Raw genomic sequence first — 16,984 nt, 5'->3', positions numbered from 1 at the left:
GGACAGCAAGTGCCGCCGTCGTCCATTGCTCCTATGACCTACGCAGGAAACAACTTGCAGAAATTCTCATTTCCTCTTGTAAATTATTCATGGTAGGAATGTTCTGAATAACTGCAAGTTATCGTAGCTGCATAAGTCAATTATATCTTTCCATAGGATATCACGAAAAAAAAATGCCGTCAAGATTACATTGACGGCATTTTCTGTGATTTGTGAAAAAAGGGGCAAGTAAGTTTTAATTGCCTAAATTTTTGTCTGATAACTCCCCGTCTTCCGCACTCGTGTGCGCCAGATAATACGAGAGCGCACTGAGTCCAACGGACAGATCTTCGCTGACAAATGGGATGCTCGGCGGCACTTTCAGCTTCACGGGCGCGAAGTTCCAAATCCCGCGAATGCCCGCCGCAACAAGCTGATCGGCAACCTCCTGCGCGTGTGCGGCAGGCACGGCAATAACGCCGATCTGAATGTCGCGCTCGGCGATGATCTCCGCGAGATAGGCGATGTCCTCGACGCGGCGCTCGCCGACGCGCGTTCCGATCACGATGGGATTCGCATCGAAAATCGCAGCAAGTCGGAAGCCGAGGCGCGCAATTCCCTGATAGTTTGCAAGCGCCGCACCGAGGTGTCCCATGCCGATGATCGCAACATTCCAGTGATTGTCGAGCCCCAATATGCCGCCGATGCTCTCCTTGAGCTCCGCGACATAGTAGCCGACGCCCTTCTTGCCGAATTGTCCGAAGAACGCCAAATCTTTACGAATTTGTTCGGGATTGATGGCAAGGCGGCGGCCGAGTTCCTCCGAGGAGGCGATCTCCACGCCCTCGTCCGTCAGCTGGCGCAGACAGCGATAGTAACGTGGCAGCCGGTCGACGGTCGCCTTGGATATCGATAGATGTTCCTGCATAGTCATCCTTCCTTCATCTCCCCCGCAATCGCATGCACCGCCGCCGTCATAGCGGCGAGCATCCAGAGCAGCATGGAGGACGGTATATTAAAGAGCAGATGATCCGTGATGCCGTTGAGCGCAACGGAGATGAACGCGAGTCCGAGGCCGAGCGACAGTCCCTCGACAAAACGGCGCCTGCGCCAGCGCGAGAGCGCGGCACGCACATCGGCGACGGTCTTCCACTCGTGCTCATGCGCGACGAGCACCGCCTCCCACGGAGGCGTGCGCTTCGGCAGACGAAACGCGAGCACGAGCGAGCCGAAGAAGAACCAGAGGAAGGAGAGTGCGCCCGGCACACCGATCTCCGCTGCATAGTTCAGATACATATTGTGGGCGTGCACGATCTGCACGGGCGCGCCCTGTAAGTAGAAGTCATACTCGGGGTAGACCATGAAGTACATGCCCCAGCCGATGCCGAGGAAGGGATGATCCATCACCATTGCAATCGTGCTCTCCCAGAACGCAAGCCGCATCTCCGACGACGTATCTATACGCGTAAAGACGGAGAGCAGACGATCCGCGAGCACGGGGTCGACGAGGAGCGCGCCCGCACCGACGACAACGATCCCAAGGAGGACGCGCCAGTCGCGCACGGCGCCGTAGCCCGCGAGCACGACGGCAACGACGAGGCATGCGCCGCGTGCATAGGTCATCCCGAGGCACGCCAGCGCCGCCACAAGGAGGACGAGTGCAAGTGTACGCCATGTGCGCGTGAGTGCCGTGAGGAGTCCCACTGCAAGACAGGCAACAATATCGAGGTAGCCCGCGAGGATGTTCGGATTCTCCCACGTCGAGAAGACCCGCTTCGAGAGTTCGGGGAAGGACTCCCCGTCCACCCATTTCATCGTAGAGATGTCGATTCCGAAGATAAACTGATAGAATCCATAGAGGATGACGAGCGCTGCCGCCGCCGCCATTGCAATGACAACGCGCCGGAGTTCGTGCGCCGTGCGTAGGGTCTGCCCGGCGAGCAGATAGGTCAAGGCGTAGATTGGCACGAGATGGTAGAAATTGTAAAAACTGAACGCCTTATCCGGCGCAACCGCCACGGACAGAAACCCGATGATGACGAAGAGCAGTGCCGGCGCATCATAGGGCAGACGGCGCAGATGAAAGTTCCGATCGATCCGCAGCCGCAGGAGCATTGCCCCGCAGCCGATGAGCAGCACGACCATCGCCGCCAGAGGTGCGATTGGGATGAGGAAAGCCTCGGCAATGACGGCATACATCATCGCGCGCGCCATGCGCGCGCCCCAGCGGCGTCGACGCAGTGTACGCCGACGTTCCTGAAAGTAGTCCTCTGCCACGCCGTCACCTCCCCGCCGTGAGGAGGGCGCGGATGCCGCCCACGAGATAGAGCGAGCCGGCGGCGACGAGGAGCGCATTGCCCGCACGTGCGCGCGCAGCAGCCTCGGAGAGTGCCGTCTCTGCGTCGCCGCATGCGCGGGTATCAAGTCCCATGCCTGCGGCAATCCCCGCCACGACATCCGCCGCCGCCGCGCGCTCGGAGTTCGGGCGCACAGTGACAACCTGATCGCCCGTGCGCAGAAGCGCGGCGAGCATACCGTCAATATCTTTATCCTTGAGAATGCCGAGCAGAAAGACGCGTGGCGCATCCGTGAAGTAGCGGTCGAGCCCCGCGCGCAGTGCCCGCATGCCCGCAGGATTGTGCGCGCCGTCGACAACGACAGGCACGCCCTCGTACGAGAGGATCTCAAAGCGCGCGGGATGGCGCACACTGCGCAGCGCTACACGCACAGCCTTCTCCGTCACACGCGCGTCCTCGCGCTCGAGCAGCTTTGCCGCCATGATAACGAGCGCCGCATTCTCCGCCTGATAGACGCCCGCAAGCGCGAGCTCGAATGGTTCCGGCTCGCGGCAGACGACGGAGTGGAACGCAACGCGCTGTCCGCCGCCGTTTGGGAAGAAGAGCTGCGCCGAGAAGTCCTCGCCGCAGACGAAGACATCCGCGCCCAGTTCCTCAGCACGCCGCTCGATGATCTCAAGCGGCTCTCCCGTCGCCGCTGTGATGACGGGCACGCCCTCCTTGATGATGCCGGCCTTGTGCTCTGCAATACCCGCAAGCGTTCCGCCGCAGCGGTCGGCATGATCCATCGCCACATTTGTAATGATCGTAAGGATTGGCTCGACGACATTCGTCGAGTCGAGGAGGCCGCCGAGCCCCGTCTCGATGACGGCGACTTCGACCTGCTCCTCTGCAAAGTAGAGGAAGGCAAGTGCCGTCAGTGCCTCGAACTGCGTCGGGTGCTCGTGTCCCGCCGCAACCATCTCATCTGCAGCCGAGCGCACGCGCGTGAGGAGCTCTGCAAAGCGCGCCTCTGGGATATCGTGCCCGTCCACGCTCATGCGCTCCGTATAGGAAATGAGATGCGGCGAGAGATAACGCCCTGATCGGATGCCCGCCGCGTGGAAGACGGCGTCCATCATCTGCGTGACAGAGCCCTTGCCGTTTGTCCCCGCGATGTGGATCACCGCATAGGCGCGCTCAGGGTTTCCGAGGCGCGCGCAGAGCTCCTCCATGCGCGCAAGACCCAATCGAACGCCGAATGTATTCAGTTCCTCAAGATAGTGAAGCGACTCCGCATAGTTCATCGGAGCACCTCAGAGCTTCGCCAGATCCGCAAGACGCGTCCGGATGAGGGCGACCTTCTCCTCATAACCCGCCAGCTTCTCGCGTTCCGCCGCCACGACGGCGGCAGGCGCCTTCGATGTAAAGCCCGCGTTCGCGAGCTTGCCCGTGAGGCGTCCAATCTCCTTATCGAGATTGTCGCGCTCCTTCGTCAGGCGCGCCGTCTCCTTCTCCACATCGATGAGCCCTGCGAGCGGCAGGTAGACCGCCGCCCCTGCGAGCGCGCCCGTAACGACGTTCTCGGGGTCAGGCGCATCCGCCGCAAGGAACGTGACCTCGGAGGCGGATGCAAGCGCATGGAAATAGTCCACGTGCGCCGCAAATGTATCTGCAAGCGCCGCGTCGCGCACGCGCAGGATGAGCGCACTCTTTTTGCCCGGCGGCGTGCCGAGTTCCGCACGCAGATTGCGCGTGACTTTAATGACCTCCATGATTGCGGTCATCTCCGTCTCCGCCTCGCTGTCGATGTCATTGTCACCGACCTCGGGCCACGGCGCGCGCATAATGCTCTCGCCCTCATGCGGCAGCTTCTGCCAGATCTCCTCCGTGAGGAAGGGCATGAAAGGATGCAGGAGGCGCATCGTGCGCTCGAGCACCGTGCGCAGGACGTAGAGCGCCGTGTTCTTTGCACGCACATTCTCCTTGTCATAGAGGCGCGCCTTTGTCAGCTCGATGTACCAGTCGCAGAACTCGCTCCACAGGAACTCGTAGATCATGCGCCCCGCTTCGCCGAGCTCGTAGCGCTCGAGATTCGCCGTGACATCGCGTGCCGTCGCCGCCGCACGCGAGAGAATCCAGCGGTCAGCGAGCGTATAGTCGCTCTCCGCGGGCACAAAGCTGTCGTCCGCACCCTCAAGATTCATCAGCATATAGCGCGAGGCATTCCAGATCTTATTGGCAAAATTGCGCGCCGCCTCGACGCGCTCCCAGTAGAAGCGCATATCGTTGCCCGGCGTATTGCCCGTGATGAGCATGAAGCGCAGCGTGTCCGCGCCGTATTTGTCAATGACCTCCACGGGGTCGATGCCGTTGCCGAGCGACTTCGACATCTTGCGCCCCTCGCTGTCGCGCACGAGGCCGTGGATGAACACATCGCGGAACGGCACATCGCCTCCAAAGCGCAGCCCCATCATGACCATGCGCGCAACCCAGAAGAAGATGATGTCATAGCCCGTGACGAGCGTCGCCGTCGGGTAGAAATGCCGCAGGTCTGCCGTGTCCTCCGGCCAGCCCATCGTCTCGAACGGCCAGAGTGCGGAGCTGAACCACGTATCGAGCACGTCCTCATCCTGATGGATGTGCGTGCTGCCGCAGTGCATGCACGCCGTGATGTCCTCACGCGAAACAGAGGTCTCGCCGCAGTCCGCGCAGTGCCACGCGGGAATGCGGTGCCCCCACCAGAGCTGACGCGAGATGCACCAGTCGCGGATATTCTCAAGCCAGTTTTCGTATATCTTTGTAAAGCGCTCGGGGACGAAGCGGATGCGCCCATCCTTCACGGCCTGAGTCGCGGGTTTCGCAAGATCCTCCATGCGGACGAACCACTGCTTCGACACGAGCGGCTCAATCGTCGTCTTGCAGCGCGAGCAGTGTCCGACGGCGTGCTCGTGCTTCTCCGTGCCGACGAGTGCGCCGATCTCCTCGAGCTCCTTGACGAGTGCCTTGCGACATTCATAACGGTCAAGTCCCGCGTATTTACCCGCACCCTCGCCCATCGTTCCGTCCGCATTGATGACGACCACCTGCTCGAGGTTGTGGCGCTGACCCATCTCGAAGTCATTCGGATCGTGCGCAGGCGTCACCTTGACCGCGCCCGTGCCGAATGCAGGGTCGACGTAGGAATCCGCAAAGAGCGGAATGCGCCGCCCCACAACGGGCAGGATCAGCGTCTTGCCGACGAGTGCCTTGTAGCGCTCATCGTCGGGATGCACCGCGACGCCCGTATCGCCGAACATCGTCTCGGGGCGCGTCGTTGCAATCTCAACGTACTCGTCCGCACCCTCGATCTGATAGCGGAGATGCCAGAGATGCCCCTCCTCCGTCTCGTGCTCGACCTCGATATCCGAGATTGCCGTCGTGCAGTGCGGGCACCAATTCGTAATGCGCGTCCCCTGATAGATCAGCCCCTGCTCATAGAGACTGACGAACACCTCGCGCACGGCGCGCGAACAGCCCTCGTCCATCGTGAAGCGCTCGCGCTCCCAGTCGCAGGACGAGCCGAGCATGCGCAGCTGATACATGATGCGGTCGCCGTACTGCTGCTTCCAGTCCCAGACGCGTTCGAGGAATTTCTCGCGCCCGAGCTCGAAGCGGTTCGTGCCCTCCGCACGCAGACTCTCCTCGACCTTTGCCTGCGTCGCAATGCCCGCATGGTCACAGCCCGGCACCCAGACGACGTTCTTGCCGCGCATACGCTGATAGCGCACAAGGATGTCCTGCAAGGTTTCATCGAGCGCGTGCCCCATATGGAGCTGCCCCGTCACATTCGGCGGCGGAATCACCACGCTGTAGGGCTCACGTGACTCATCTGCCTCGTCGTGGAAAAGTTTATGTTCTTCCCAATAGCTGTACCATTTCCGCTCAAAGCTCTGCGGATCGTACGTCTTTGGAATATTCGCACCGGATTCCTGACACATAGATCTGTTCCTCCCGAAAGAAATGGGGCTGCTGCACGAGTCGAAACGACTTCGTGCAGCAGCCCCATGCTCGTGTTGACGCTCAAGGCGCCCCTTCCACCGCTCACGCGGTCCCCCTCCCCCGTGTCGCGGGGGAGGCTTTGCATTACGGCATATTAGCTTCCCCCGCCAGAGCGGGGGAAGTGGCGAACGCAGTGAGCCGATAGGGGCGCCCCGAGAGCAACCCCGTCCGCACCTCGTCAATACTTTCGTATATGAATTGCAACGATAAGATTAGCATAAAACGCGCACTTTTGCAAGATTTATACCGAAAGCAGCTCTTTTTCAACACAGTAATCATGTTATACTTTTCCTGCCGCAGCCCTCATCAAGCGAATCAGGCAAGGGAGGGAGGTATTGTGATGTCACTCACAGAAATCATGGTCGCGCTGCTCATCAGCATTGCCGGGAGTATACTCGGAACACTGATTGTGCAGATGTTGGGGTGGTAGAGACCAACCACGCTGTGGCACCCAACGAGGCACGGATTCATCACCCGTGCAGTCCTCTCGCTTGTCGGGAGGACTTTTTTTGCAGAAAACGCCTGCAGGTCATCACTCCTGCAGGCGTCCTCTTTGGTATCGCGATGTCACTCTCAGATACGGCTTTAGTATAACATATCTGTACAATTTTTCAAGACTGATTTATCCCTTTTACCGCCGAAAGCTCTCCGTATACTGCCACACAACATCGAGGAAGTATCGCGCGAGCGCATCGTCAAACACCTCGCGATAGCTTTCGCTACGCTCGTGTATGTGGTAGGTATAGCGGTCAAGCGAGATCGTCCCGTCCTCGCGCGTGAACTCCGCCGTTTCCAAATGGAATGCATATTGCTCTGTGCGCACACAGATTTTATACGTCTGCCCCGGATAGATTGAGTTGCTGACCGTATACTCCCGCCGCTCGCCGCCGAATGCCTCCGGCAGATTGCCGTCGAGATACTCCGCATCAATCGGATAGCCCGCGAGTTTGCCGAGAATCTTATAGATGTCCACGGAACTCGTCAGCTCATCCACGCGCCCGCGTGCAGGCACGCCCGCACCGCGCACCATCAGCGCCGCCCCCGTCTGCTCCTCACTGAGGAGATAGGGGCTGTGCGCATACACGGATGCACCGTGATCGGAGTAGAGCAGGACGATGTACTCATCCTCTTCGTAGTGTGTCGTGAGATAGTCAAAGAGATAGCCCAGCTGCCGATCCATCGCGCGGATCCCCGCACGGTTGATATATTGATTCAGCGGATTCGGCTTTAGAAACACAGATGCAGACATATCCGCCTCCCGCAGGGTCTGTGCAAGAGGCAGATGCGCCGTCGCATAGGCGGGCACGTTGACATTCGAGTTGTACGGATGCGTGTCAATGAAGTGCATGAAGATGAAGTTATCGCATTCGTCAAATGTCTGCAAATGGCGGATGGTCCGCTCCACACCCTCCGCCGCACGCAGCATCCAACGGTTCACGATCAACCGGTCGTAGCCGCGCGTCGCACCGTTGTAGATCCCCTGTCCGTCTCCCTGTGTGTTCGTGCAGTAGTAGCCGAGATGTTTCATCCGCTCGGAGAGCGTCACATAGGAAGGATCGAGCGCGAATGCCGTACCCGGCGCGGCAATCTGCGTCCTGTGCTGATAGAGCCCTGTCTCGATGCTCGCAAGAGCAGGATAGGTGTACTCCGCTGTGGAAAAACTGTTGTCAAAAATGACACCTTTGGAAAAGAACTTCAAGATACGCGGCACGAACGCAGCTGCATCCGTGCATATCCCTTTCCAGCTCAGCCCGTCTGCGAGGATGTTCAGCACGATTTTCCTGCGCTGCGGAGAATGCCGGAGCACAATCGGCGCGCCAACGAGAAACGGCGCATCGGCATGAATCGTCACCGCCTCCTCGATGCGGTAAAAATTGAATTCTCCGCATCCAAGTGTCACGGTGCGCTCCGCATCCGTCATCTGAAAGGTGACGGGCTGCATCTCTTCCTTCGTTGCAAGTGGAAGAAGTACGGGACTACCATCCGTAACGATACGGGTTGCACGCGTCTCCCCCGCCTTCATCACATCAAAGACTGCATCGTTGAAAAAGGGGTAGTCGGGGCGCTCCGTCACCGCATTGATAAGGCTGACCTCATAGCCCTTCACATGCACAAGCCCATAGGGATTGTAGACGCCCGTACGATAGGCGGGCAGCGCCTCTGAGAAGCGCGGCAGCGCCTCACAGAGGCCAATGTGCCACTTCTTGTCGATTGCATGCTCCTTCAGCGACACCTTCATTTGGAGCGGTGCGAACTGCATATTCGTCTCGGCGAGACTGAGTGCGTCGAGACAGGCGGCACGTGCGGCAGGATCGTCCGGCAAGTCCTCCTCCGAATGCGTTCCGGCGAGTGCACCAAAGAGCGCGGCACGCGCGGTCTGTCCCGCCGCACGATAGGCACGATGGAGGAAATCCCATACCGCCGCGCTCATCTTGCGCTTCTCATACGCCGCCGTTCCATAACGAATCGCATTCTCAATATCTGCACGCGAAAGAGCCGCCTCCGCAAAGAAAAGCTCATAGAGTTCCCCGTGCGGACACAGCCCGTGATACTCCTCCGCCGCACTCTGCGCCGCTGCACTGAAGTCCTTCGCAGAAATTGCCGCAATGAGCTCCTGCTCCAATGCGTGTGCACGCGCATCGTTCAAATCCCGCTGAAAACGCTCTGCCGCTGTGGGAATCTCCGCCTCTTCTCTAAAGAGAAGAACATGCAGGAGTACAGACAGCCCTGTGCTCCCATTGAGGAGAAAACGGCGTTCTTCCCTGTCGTAGAGGACACTGTATTCGTTTGTCACGGGAAAGAGGAGAACGGGCAGTTCATCGTAGGACGGAAGCACGGGTGCCTCGTAGCGCGCCGCATAGGCGGTTGCATTCGCTGCATAGTTCTCCCGCAGAGCTGCCTCGTTCGGCGCATACGAAAGCCCATGGAGCGCGCGGTAGATTTCATCATCGGCGCTCTCGTTGTACGCCGCCATCAGTTCGCGCACGCCCTCGGTATACTGTTCGTCCATTTCCCTCTCCCTGCTCAAGTTTTCCTCAGAACAGTCCCGTAATCACACCGTCCTCGGTGATGTCCATGCCCATCGCGGCGGGCACCTTCGGCAGCCCCGGCATGGTGAGCACGTTGCCCGTCAGCGCAACGACGAAGCCCGCACCACAGGAGGCGCGCAGCTCGCGCACGGTGATACGGAAGCCCGTCGGGCGTCCGAGGAGGGCGGGATTGTCCGAGAAGGAATACTGCGTCTTTGCCATGCAGACGGGCGTCTCTGTCATGCCGAGTGCCTCCATCTCCACCATCTGCTTTCTCGCCTCGGGCGTGAAGTCCACGCCGTCCGCGCCGTAGATCTCACGCGCAATCGTCTCGATCTTCTCCGCGAGGCTCTTCTTCTCATCGTAAATCGGGTGGAAGTCCGCTTTTTTCCCGAGCGCGTCCTCCACCGCATCGGCAAGAGCAAGGCCGCCCGCGCCGCCCTTTGCCCAGACTTCGGAGCGTGCACACTGCGCACCGAGCCGTGCACAGAGGTCTTCGAGCAGGAGGAGCTCCGCCTCGGTATCCGTTGGGAACACGTTGACGGCGACGACGGCGGGCAACCCGAACTTGCCAATGTTCTCGATGTGCTTTTCGAGATTCGCCGCGCCCTTTTTGAGGGCATCGAGATTCTCGGTACCGAGTTCGTCCTTTGCCGCGCCGCCGTTCATCTTGAGTGCCCGCACAGTGGCGACAATGACGACTGCATCGGGGGTAAGCCCCGCGAGGCGGCATTTGATGTCAAAGAATTTCTCCGCGCCGAGATCTGCGCCGAAGCCCGCCTCGGTGACAACGTAGTCGGCGCATTGGAGCGCGTACTTCGTCGCCATGACGCTGCTGCAGCCGTGCGCGATGTTCGCAAAGGGACCGCCGTGAATAAATGCGGGCGTACCCTCAATGGTCTGCACGAGATTCGGCTTGATCGCGTCCTTGAAGAGGAGCGTGAGCGCACCTGTCGCGCCCAGTTCCTCCGCGTGGACGGGACGACCGCCGCGCGTGTAGCCGATGAGGATGCGCCCGAGGCGGCGCTTCATGTCCGCCAGTCCGTCCGCAAGGCAGAGGATTGCCATCATCTCCGAGGCGACCGTGATGTCAAAGCCCGACTCACGCGGGATACCGTGCACACGTCCGCCGAGCCCCGTGACGACGTGGCGCAGCGCGCGGTCGTTGATGTCGAGGACGCGCTTCCACACAATGCGGTTCACGTCGAGGTCGAGCGCGTTGCCCTGAAAGATGTGGTTGTCAATCAGTGCCGCAAGGAGATTGTGCGCCGTTGTAATGGCGTGGAAGTCCCCCGTAAAGTGGAGGTTGATGTCCTCCATCGGCACGACCTGCGCATAGCCGCCGCCTGCCGCGCCGCCCTTCATGCCGAAGCACGGGCCGAGCGACGGCTCACGCAGGGCGACGACTGTTTTCTTCCCCTGACGATGAAGCGCATCGGCGAGCCCGACGCTCGTCGTCGTCTTGCCTTCGCCCGCAGGGGTGGGGTTGATCGCCGTAACGAGGATGAGCTTCCCGTTCTTCCCCTCTGCACCTGCGAGCGCCGCAGGTGTCAGCTTCGCCTTATAGCGGCCATACGGCTCAATATGTTCCTCGGCAATGCCGAGCGTCTTCGCAATCTCAGCGATGGGGCGCAGCTCGGCCGCGCGTGCGATCTCTACATCCGATTTCATCATGCTCTCCTCCCCTATGCCGTCTGCGCCGCTGCCGCCTGCACGACATTCTCCATCAGCATTGCAACCGTCAGGAGTCCCACACCGCCCGGCACGGGTGTGATCGCGCCCGCAACTTTTTCCACTGCCTCGAAGTCAACATCGCCGACCAGTTTCTTTGGCGCAATGCGGTTGATGCCGACGTCGATCACCGTCGCGCCCGGCTTCACCATATCCGCCGTGACGAAATGCGGCTGTCCGACCGCTGCAACGAGGATATCCGCCTCACGCGCAAGCTCGGCGAGGTTTTCCGTATGCGAGTGGCACAGTGTAACAGTTGCGTGACGCTCCAACAGGAGCATCCCCATCGGCTTGCCGACGATATTGCTGCGCCCGATAATGACGGCGTGCTTCCCCTCGATGGGAATGCCCGCATACTCGAGCATGCGGATACAGCCCGCAGGCGTGCAGGGACGCAGCCCCGGCGCACCAATCGAGAGATGCCCGACGTTCATCGGATGGAATCCGTCCACATCCTTGCGCGGATCGATGCGACTGAGGATCTCATCCTCGTGCGCTGCGAGCGCGGCGGGCAGGGGCAGCTGCACGAGAATGCCGTGCACTGATGCATCCGCGTTCAGCGCATCGATGCGCGCGAGCAGTTCCTCCCGCGTCGTCTCTGCGGGCAGGGCAATATGATCCGAGAGAATATCCAGTTCCGCACAGGTTTTCTGCTTGTTGCGGACATAGACCTCGGATGCAGGGTCATTCCCCACAATGATGACCGCAAGGCGCGGATGGACGCCGCGCTCGCGCAGCAGGAGCGCGCCATGCTCGGCGCTCGCCTTGATCCGCGCGGCAAACTCTTTCCCGTATAAAATGCGTGCCATATGCTCTCCTTTATACCAAATAACTGATCCATGTGAATACAAAAATCGCAATCGACACAATGCCGTTCCGCATGAAATACATCTGCGTGACGCGCGAAAAATCCGTCGGGCTCGCAATGCGGTGCTGATAGACGAGCGTCCCCGCCGCAATGCCGACGCCGATGAAGTACGGCCATGCAAGGTGCATGATCGCGCCGAGCAGGAGGAATAGAAGGATGGAGAATACATGCATGGCGCGTGCAAGCTGAAATGCCCCATGCGCCCCGAAGGTGACCGCGAGGGAGTGGAGTCCCTGACTGCGGTCGAACTCCTCATCCTGCGCGCCGTACATCGCGTCGAACGCCGCAATCCAGAGCGCAACTGCAATGAAGAGGAGAAGCATGGGCAGCTCGATTTTCCCGCTGATTGCAACCCAGCCGCCCGCCGGCGCCATGCCGATGGCAACGCCGAGGAAGAGGTGCACCCATCCCGTCACGCGCTTCATGTACGGATAGATGAGGAAGGGCACGGCGGCAAACGGCAGGAGGCGGATGCAGACGGGGTTCAGCTGCAAGACCGCAAATACAAGCACAAGGAGGCACACGCCTATAAAGACGAGCGCCTCCTTCTTTGTCACACGCCCCTGCACCATCGCGCGGTAGGCGAGGCGGGGCTGCTGCACATCGTATTTCAGATCGGCAAGGTTATCGAGGGCGAGCGCCGCCGAGCGCGCCGCCGTGATGGCGAGCACGATCCAGCCGAGGTCGCCGAGCGGGGGATTGCCCCCTGCCGCGAGCAGCGCCCCCATCAGGGCGAACGGCAGGGAGAACACCGTATGGTGAAAGGCGGTATTGTTCATGTGCGCCCGCAGGCGCTCCATCCACCAACTCAATCCAGACCGAACTCCTTCCACCGCGCGTCAACGCGCTTTACAATCTCCTCGGACATCGCGATCTCATCGGGCCACTCGCGCGCGTGCCCCTCCTCCGGCCAAGTTTTGGTCGCGTCGATGCCGAGCTTCGAGCCCCACTTCGCCATCGGTGAGGAGTGGTCGAGCACGTCGAGGGGACCCTGCACGATCTCGATGTCGTATTTCGCGTCGATATTATTGAAGACGCGCCACCAGACTTCCTTCATGTCCTGCACATTGACGTGCGCATCCACGACGATGATCATCTTCACGTTCATCATCTGCCCCATGCCCCAGAGCGCATGCATGACCTTGCGCGCGTGCATCGGGAACTGCTTCTTGATGGAGACAACGATGCAGTCGTGGAATACGCCCTCAAGCGGCATATTCACATCCACAACCTCGGGCAGCATCTGCTTGAGGAGCGGCAAGAAGATGCGCTCCGTCGCCTTGGCGAGGAAGCAGTCCTCCATCGGCGGCTTGCCGACGACCGTCGCAGAGTAGATGGGGTTCTTGCGATGCGTAATCGCCGTGATGTGAAAGACGGGATAGTCGTCCGCGAGCGAATAGTAGCCCGTGTGGTCGCCAAACGGCCCCTCGCGGCGCATCTCGTTCGTGTCAACATATCCCTCAAGGATGATCTCCGCCGTCGCGGGCACTTCGAGATCGACAGTGATGCACTTGACCATCTCGACGGATTTGTGGCGCAGGAAGCCCGCGAAGACCATCTCGTCTATGTCGCGCGGGAGCGGCGCCGTCGCTGCATAGGTGACAACGGGGTCGGTGCCGATCGCGACCGCCGCCTCGATGCGCTCACCGCCGCGTGCCTTCATGTCGCGGAAGTTCTCCGCGCCGTTCTTGTGGATGTGCCAGTGCATCCCCGTCGTGCGGCTGTCGTATTTCTGCAGACGGTACATGCCGACGTTGCGTTTGCCCGTCGCGGGGTTCTTCGTAAAGACGAGCGGCAGGGTCACGAACGGGCCGCCGTCATCCGGCCAGCATTTCAGAATGGGGATCTCGTCGAGGCTCGGATTCTCCGTCTCGATGACCTCCTGACAGGGCGCATTCTTGACGTATTTCGGGAAGTTGATTGCCTTGCGCGCCATCGGGATGAGGGTCATGAGGTTCATCTTGTTCTGGAGGGAGATGTGTGGGATCTTCAGAATCTCCGTGAGTTCGTCCGCAACATCGTCGAGCTTTTCCACGCCGAAGGCGAGCGCCATGCGCTCGTAGCTGCCGAACGCGTTCATGAGCACGGGCATCTTCGAGCCCTTGACGTTCTCAAAGAGAAGCGCGACGTTCTTCTCGCCCTCCAGTTTCGAGATACGGTCGGTAATCTCCGTGATTTCGAGCTCGGGATCGACCTCCGCCGTGATGCGTTTGAGGAGTCCGCGCTCCTCGAGCGCGGCGATGTACTCGCGCAGATCCTTAAATGCCAAGATTTTCCCTCCTAGATTATTTTCTCAGTATAAATCTCACGATCAGGTAGCCCACGCCGTAGAGTGCAATCATGGGCAGGGCGATCATCGACTGCGTAAACACGTCGGGTGTCGGCGAGATGATGGCAGCGATGACGAACGAGAGGAAGATGACAATGCGGGCATATTTCCGCAGGAATACGGACGTGATAAAGCCCAGTTTGCCGAGGATCGTGATGACGAGCGGCAGCTCAAAGACGAAGCCGAACGGCAGGACAAACATGATGACAAACTCGAAGTAGCGGTTCACAGAGAAGAGAGCCTCGAGTTCCTCGTTTCCAAACCCCTTGAAGAACATGATTGCCGCGGGGAAAACGAGGAAGAACGAGAACGCGAGCCCGAGGAAGAAGAGGATGACCGAGACGGGCACGATGATGCCGAGCACCAGTCGCTCTGTCGCTGTGAGCGCGGGCAGGAAGAACCGCCAGACGTGATAGAAGATGATGGGCAATGCGAGAAGAAAGCCCACGACGACAGCGATCTTGATGTAGGTGAAGAACGCCTCTGCGGGCTGCATATAGTAGAGTTTTCCGACCGGGACGGTCAGATAGTGCATGATGTCTTCGATGAAGTAGTAGCCGACACCCGAGCCGACAGCGACGGCGAGCAGGCATTTGATGAGGCGTGACCGCAGCTCCGTCAGATGCGCAATCAGTGTCATGCTGCCATCGTCGACTGCGTTTGCTCCATCTTCCGTGCGCGGAGCTTCCGTCTGCGAGGCGGGCTGTGTCACGGGCGGATTGCCAGCGGGCGCGGAAGCGGTCTGCTCCCCGTGCGCGCCCCCGTCCTGCTCCGACGCAGGGGTTTTCGATTCCTCCGCCATGGATCAGCTCTTCGCCTCTTTTTTCTCGCCGCCCTCAAGCTGCTTTGCCTCCTCGGTGACGTTGATCTCCGCGCGAGCATCCTGCGACGGCTCGTTGTTTGCCGATTTGAATTCCTTGATGCTCTTGCCGAGCGCCTTGCCGATGTCGGGCAGGCGGCCGGGGCCGAAGATCACAAGGCCGATGATGAGGATGAGTACGAGTTCGGGAACTCCCAGACCAAACATAAGAACCTCCTAAAATATAAATGGTATTTACTGTGCTTTATTCTCCGTCACAGGTGCACTCTGCGCCGCCGTGTGCGCCGCGACTGCCGCCGCAGCGGTTTCTGCCGTTGGCGTTGCCGTCGGTGCGGCGGGTGCTGCCTGTGCCTCAGTCGGGGCGGCAACCGGCTGTGCTGCGGGCTGCACCGCAGGCTGTGCCGGTGCGGGCGCGGCGGGCGGCGGGTCGGGTGCGTTGATTGCCGCCGTCAGTGCGTTCGACGCCTTGCGGAACTCGCGGATGCCCTTGCCAAGCGAGCGCCCCATCTCGGGGAGCTTGCCGGGACCAAAGACGACGAGTCCCACGACCAGTATCAAGATCAGTTCAGGTACGCCAATGCCAAACATGCTGACTCCTTCTCATGGCTGCGCCATGTTCTCTCCTAAAATATTTTTCAACACGAAACTAGAACTCTCTGCGTCCGATAAAGTCCGCCGCCATCAGGCAGGTCTCGCGAATACGCTCGTCAAGCGACTCCGGCAGCGCATCCTTTGCGCGCGCGAGATAGGCATCCGCCTTCTCCTGCGCATAGTCGAGGCCGTCCGTCGTGCGGACGATTTCGAGCGCACGCGCAACCTCCGCTTCTGTCATTTTCGGGTTTGTGATGAGCGCCGTGAGTTCTCTGCGCCCTACCTCGTCCAGCACTTCGAGAGCACGGATGACGGGCAGGGTTACAAAGCCCTGCGCGAGGTCATGCCCTGCGGGCTTTCCGATATCCTCCGAGGTCTGCCGATAGTCGAGCAGGTCGTCCGTAATCTGGAACGCCATGCCGATGGCGTGCCCGTAGAGCGCCATGCGTTCCGTATCCGCCGCACGCATGCCGCCGATCACGCCACCGAGTTCGCAGCAGATCTCAAGGAAGTCCGCCGTCTTCTTGCGGATGCGCTCGTAATAGGCATCCTCGCTCGCGGGCACCTGATAGGCTGTGTGATCCTGCAGGATCTCGCCCTCGCTCAGCGTACAGACGAGCTGCGCCAGTTTGACATAGACCGCAGAGTCATAGCCTGCCTCCGCAACGAGCTTGAATGCACGTGCAAAGAGATAATCCCCGCTCAAAATGGCGACCTGATTGCCCCATTTGGCATTCGTCGTCGCCGCCCCGCGCCGCGTACCCGCCTCGTCGATGACATCATCGTGCACGAGAGATGCCGTGTGAATCAGCTCGAGCGCAACGGCAACGGGCATCGCACGCATGCGATCAAACGCCGCACCGCCGCGCGCCGCAAGCAGGAAAAGGGCGGGACGCAGACGCTTCCCCCCCGAGGAGACGAGATGTGCCCCCACATCTGTTATGAGATCGGTCTCAGAGATAATGGATTCTGCAAGCGCAGGTTCAAATTCCTCGAGATCCGCCTGTATGACATCAAACATGTCGTTCTTCAACGTCGTATCACCTACATTGGGCGCATGGAAGAGCGCCGTCCTCTTTCTTCGATCACGTAAACCTTCACACATTCTATCATATTGCGCCCAGACCGTCAAAATTATTTCATTGCTCTCTCATCTGCGGGAAAATCATCTTTTCTGCAAAATCAGCGCGCTGCCAACCGCGCGCTCCGTCCCGTCCGAGGGGGCGTTTACAACCTCATTTTTGACGTAAAGCGCAGAGGATCCGCCGCCGTCGAGATTGATCGCATTCTGCACGCCGAATTTCACGAGCAGTTCGGCGA

14 protein-coding genes are annotated in these 16,984 nt (G+C 60.0%); all 14 read right to left on the bottom strand.

From position 1 onward, the window contains the following. Positions 1-235: 235 nt before the first annotated feature. Entirely contained in the window at positions 236-907 is a 672-nt protein-coding gene (locus AXF19_RS05935; protein WP_066846357.1) for a redox-sensing transcriptional repressor Rex, read from the bottom strand. Between the two features lie 2 nt (positions 908-909). Then, a complete protein-coding gene (locus AXF19_RS05930) occupies positions 910-2,256 on the bottom strand; it encodes an O-antigen ligase family protein (protein WP_066846354.1) in 1,347 nt (448 codons plus the stop codon). Positions 2,257-2,260: 4 nt separating this feature from the next. Further along, positions 2,261-3,562: a bifunctional folylpolyglutamate synthase/dihydrofolate synthase gene (locus tag AXF19_RS05925; protein WP_066846348.1), complete on the bottom strand. Its 1,302-nt coding sequence runs from the start codon at positions 3,560-3,562 to the stop codon at positions 2,261-2,263. Between the two features lie 9 nt (positions 3,563-3,571). Further along, the gene (locus tag AXF19_RS05920; RefSeq protein ID WP_066846346.1) at positions 3,572-6,235 is read right to left on the bottom strand and encodes a valine--tRNA ligase; all 2,664 of its coding nucleotides are present in this window, start codon (positions 6,233-6,235) and stop codon (positions 3,572-3,574) included. 692 nt (positions 6,236-6,927) lie between these two features. Then, entirely contained in the window at positions 6,928-9,306 is a 2,379-nt protein-coding gene (locus tag AXF19_RS05910; protein ID WP_084784778.1) for a sulfatase-like hydrolase/transferase, read from the bottom strand. 25 nt (positions 9,307-9,331) lie between these two features. Beyond that, positions 9,332-10,996: a formate--tetrahydrofolate ligase gene (locus AXF19_RS05905; protein WP_066850089.1), complete on the bottom strand. Its 1,665-nt coding sequence runs from the start codon at positions 10,994-10,996 to the stop codon at positions 9,332-9,334. Positions 10,997-11,010: 14 nt separating this feature from the next. Then, a complete protein-coding gene (locus AXF19_RS05900; RefSeq protein WP_066846340.1) occupies positions 11,011-11,865 on the bottom strand; it encodes a bifunctional 5,10-methylenetetrahydrofolate dehydrogenase/5,10-methenyltetrahydrofolate cyclohydrolase in 855 nt (284 codons plus the stop codon). A gap of 10 nt (positions 11,866-11,875) precedes the next feature. Further along, positions 11,876-12,724 (bottom strand): 4-hydroxybenzoate octaprenyltransferase, encoded by an 849-nt coding sequence (locus tag AXF19_RS05895; RefSeq protein ID WP_066846337.1) that lies wholly within the window; start codon positions 12,722-12,724, stop codon positions 11,876-11,878. 8 nt (positions 12,725-12,732) lie between these two features. Continuing rightward, on the bottom strand, positions 12,733-14,193 hold the full coding sequence (locus tag AXF19_RS05890) for a menaquinone biosynthesis decarboxylase (RefSeq protein WP_066846335.1): 1,461 nt from the start codon (positions 14,191-14,193) through the stop codon (positions 12,733-12,735). A gap of 16 nt (positions 14,194-14,209) precedes the next feature. Continuing rightward, entirely contained in the window at positions 14,210-15,055 is an 846-nt protein-coding gene (gene tatC / locus AXF19_RS05885) for a twin-arginine translocase subunit TatC (RefSeq protein ID WP_066846333.1), read from the bottom strand. A gap of 3 nt (positions 15,056-15,058) precedes the next feature. Further along, positions 15,059-15,280 carry a twin-arginine translocase TatA/TatE family subunit gene (gene tatA, locus AXF19_RS05880; RefSeq protein WP_066846330.1) on the bottom strand — a complete coding sequence of 74 codons (222 nt, stop codon included), beginning with the start codon at positions 15,278-15,280 and terminating at the stop codon, positions 15,059-15,061. A 27-nt stretch (positions 15,281-15,307) separates the two neighbouring features. Further along, positions 15,308-15,661, bottom strand: a complete 354-nt coding sequence (locus tag AXF19_RS05875) for a Sec-independent protein translocase subunit TatA/TatB (protein WP_066846327.1) — start codon at positions 15,659-15,661, stop codon at positions 15,308-15,310. A 58-nt stretch (positions 15,662-15,719) separates the two neighbouring features. Continuing rightward, positions 15,720-16,685: a polyprenyl synthetase family protein gene (locus AXF19_RS05870; RefSeq protein WP_066850086.1), complete on the bottom strand. Its 966-nt coding sequence runs from the start codon at positions 16,683-16,685 to the stop codon at positions 15,720-15,722. A 144-nt stretch (positions 16,686-16,829) separates the two neighbouring features. Continuing rightward, positions 16,830-16,984: phosphodiester glycosidase family protein (locus tag AXF19_RS15250; protein WP_237141739.1), on the bottom strand; the 155-nt coding region annotated here is incomplete at its 5' end.

The sequence above is a fragment of the Selenomonas sp. oral taxon 126 genome (assembly GCF_001683335.1).
Classification (GTDB): domain Bacteria; phylum Bacillota; class Negativicutes; order Selenomonadales; family Selenomonadaceae; genus Centipeda.
This window is presented reverse-complemented; position numbering and strand designations above follow the sequence as displayed.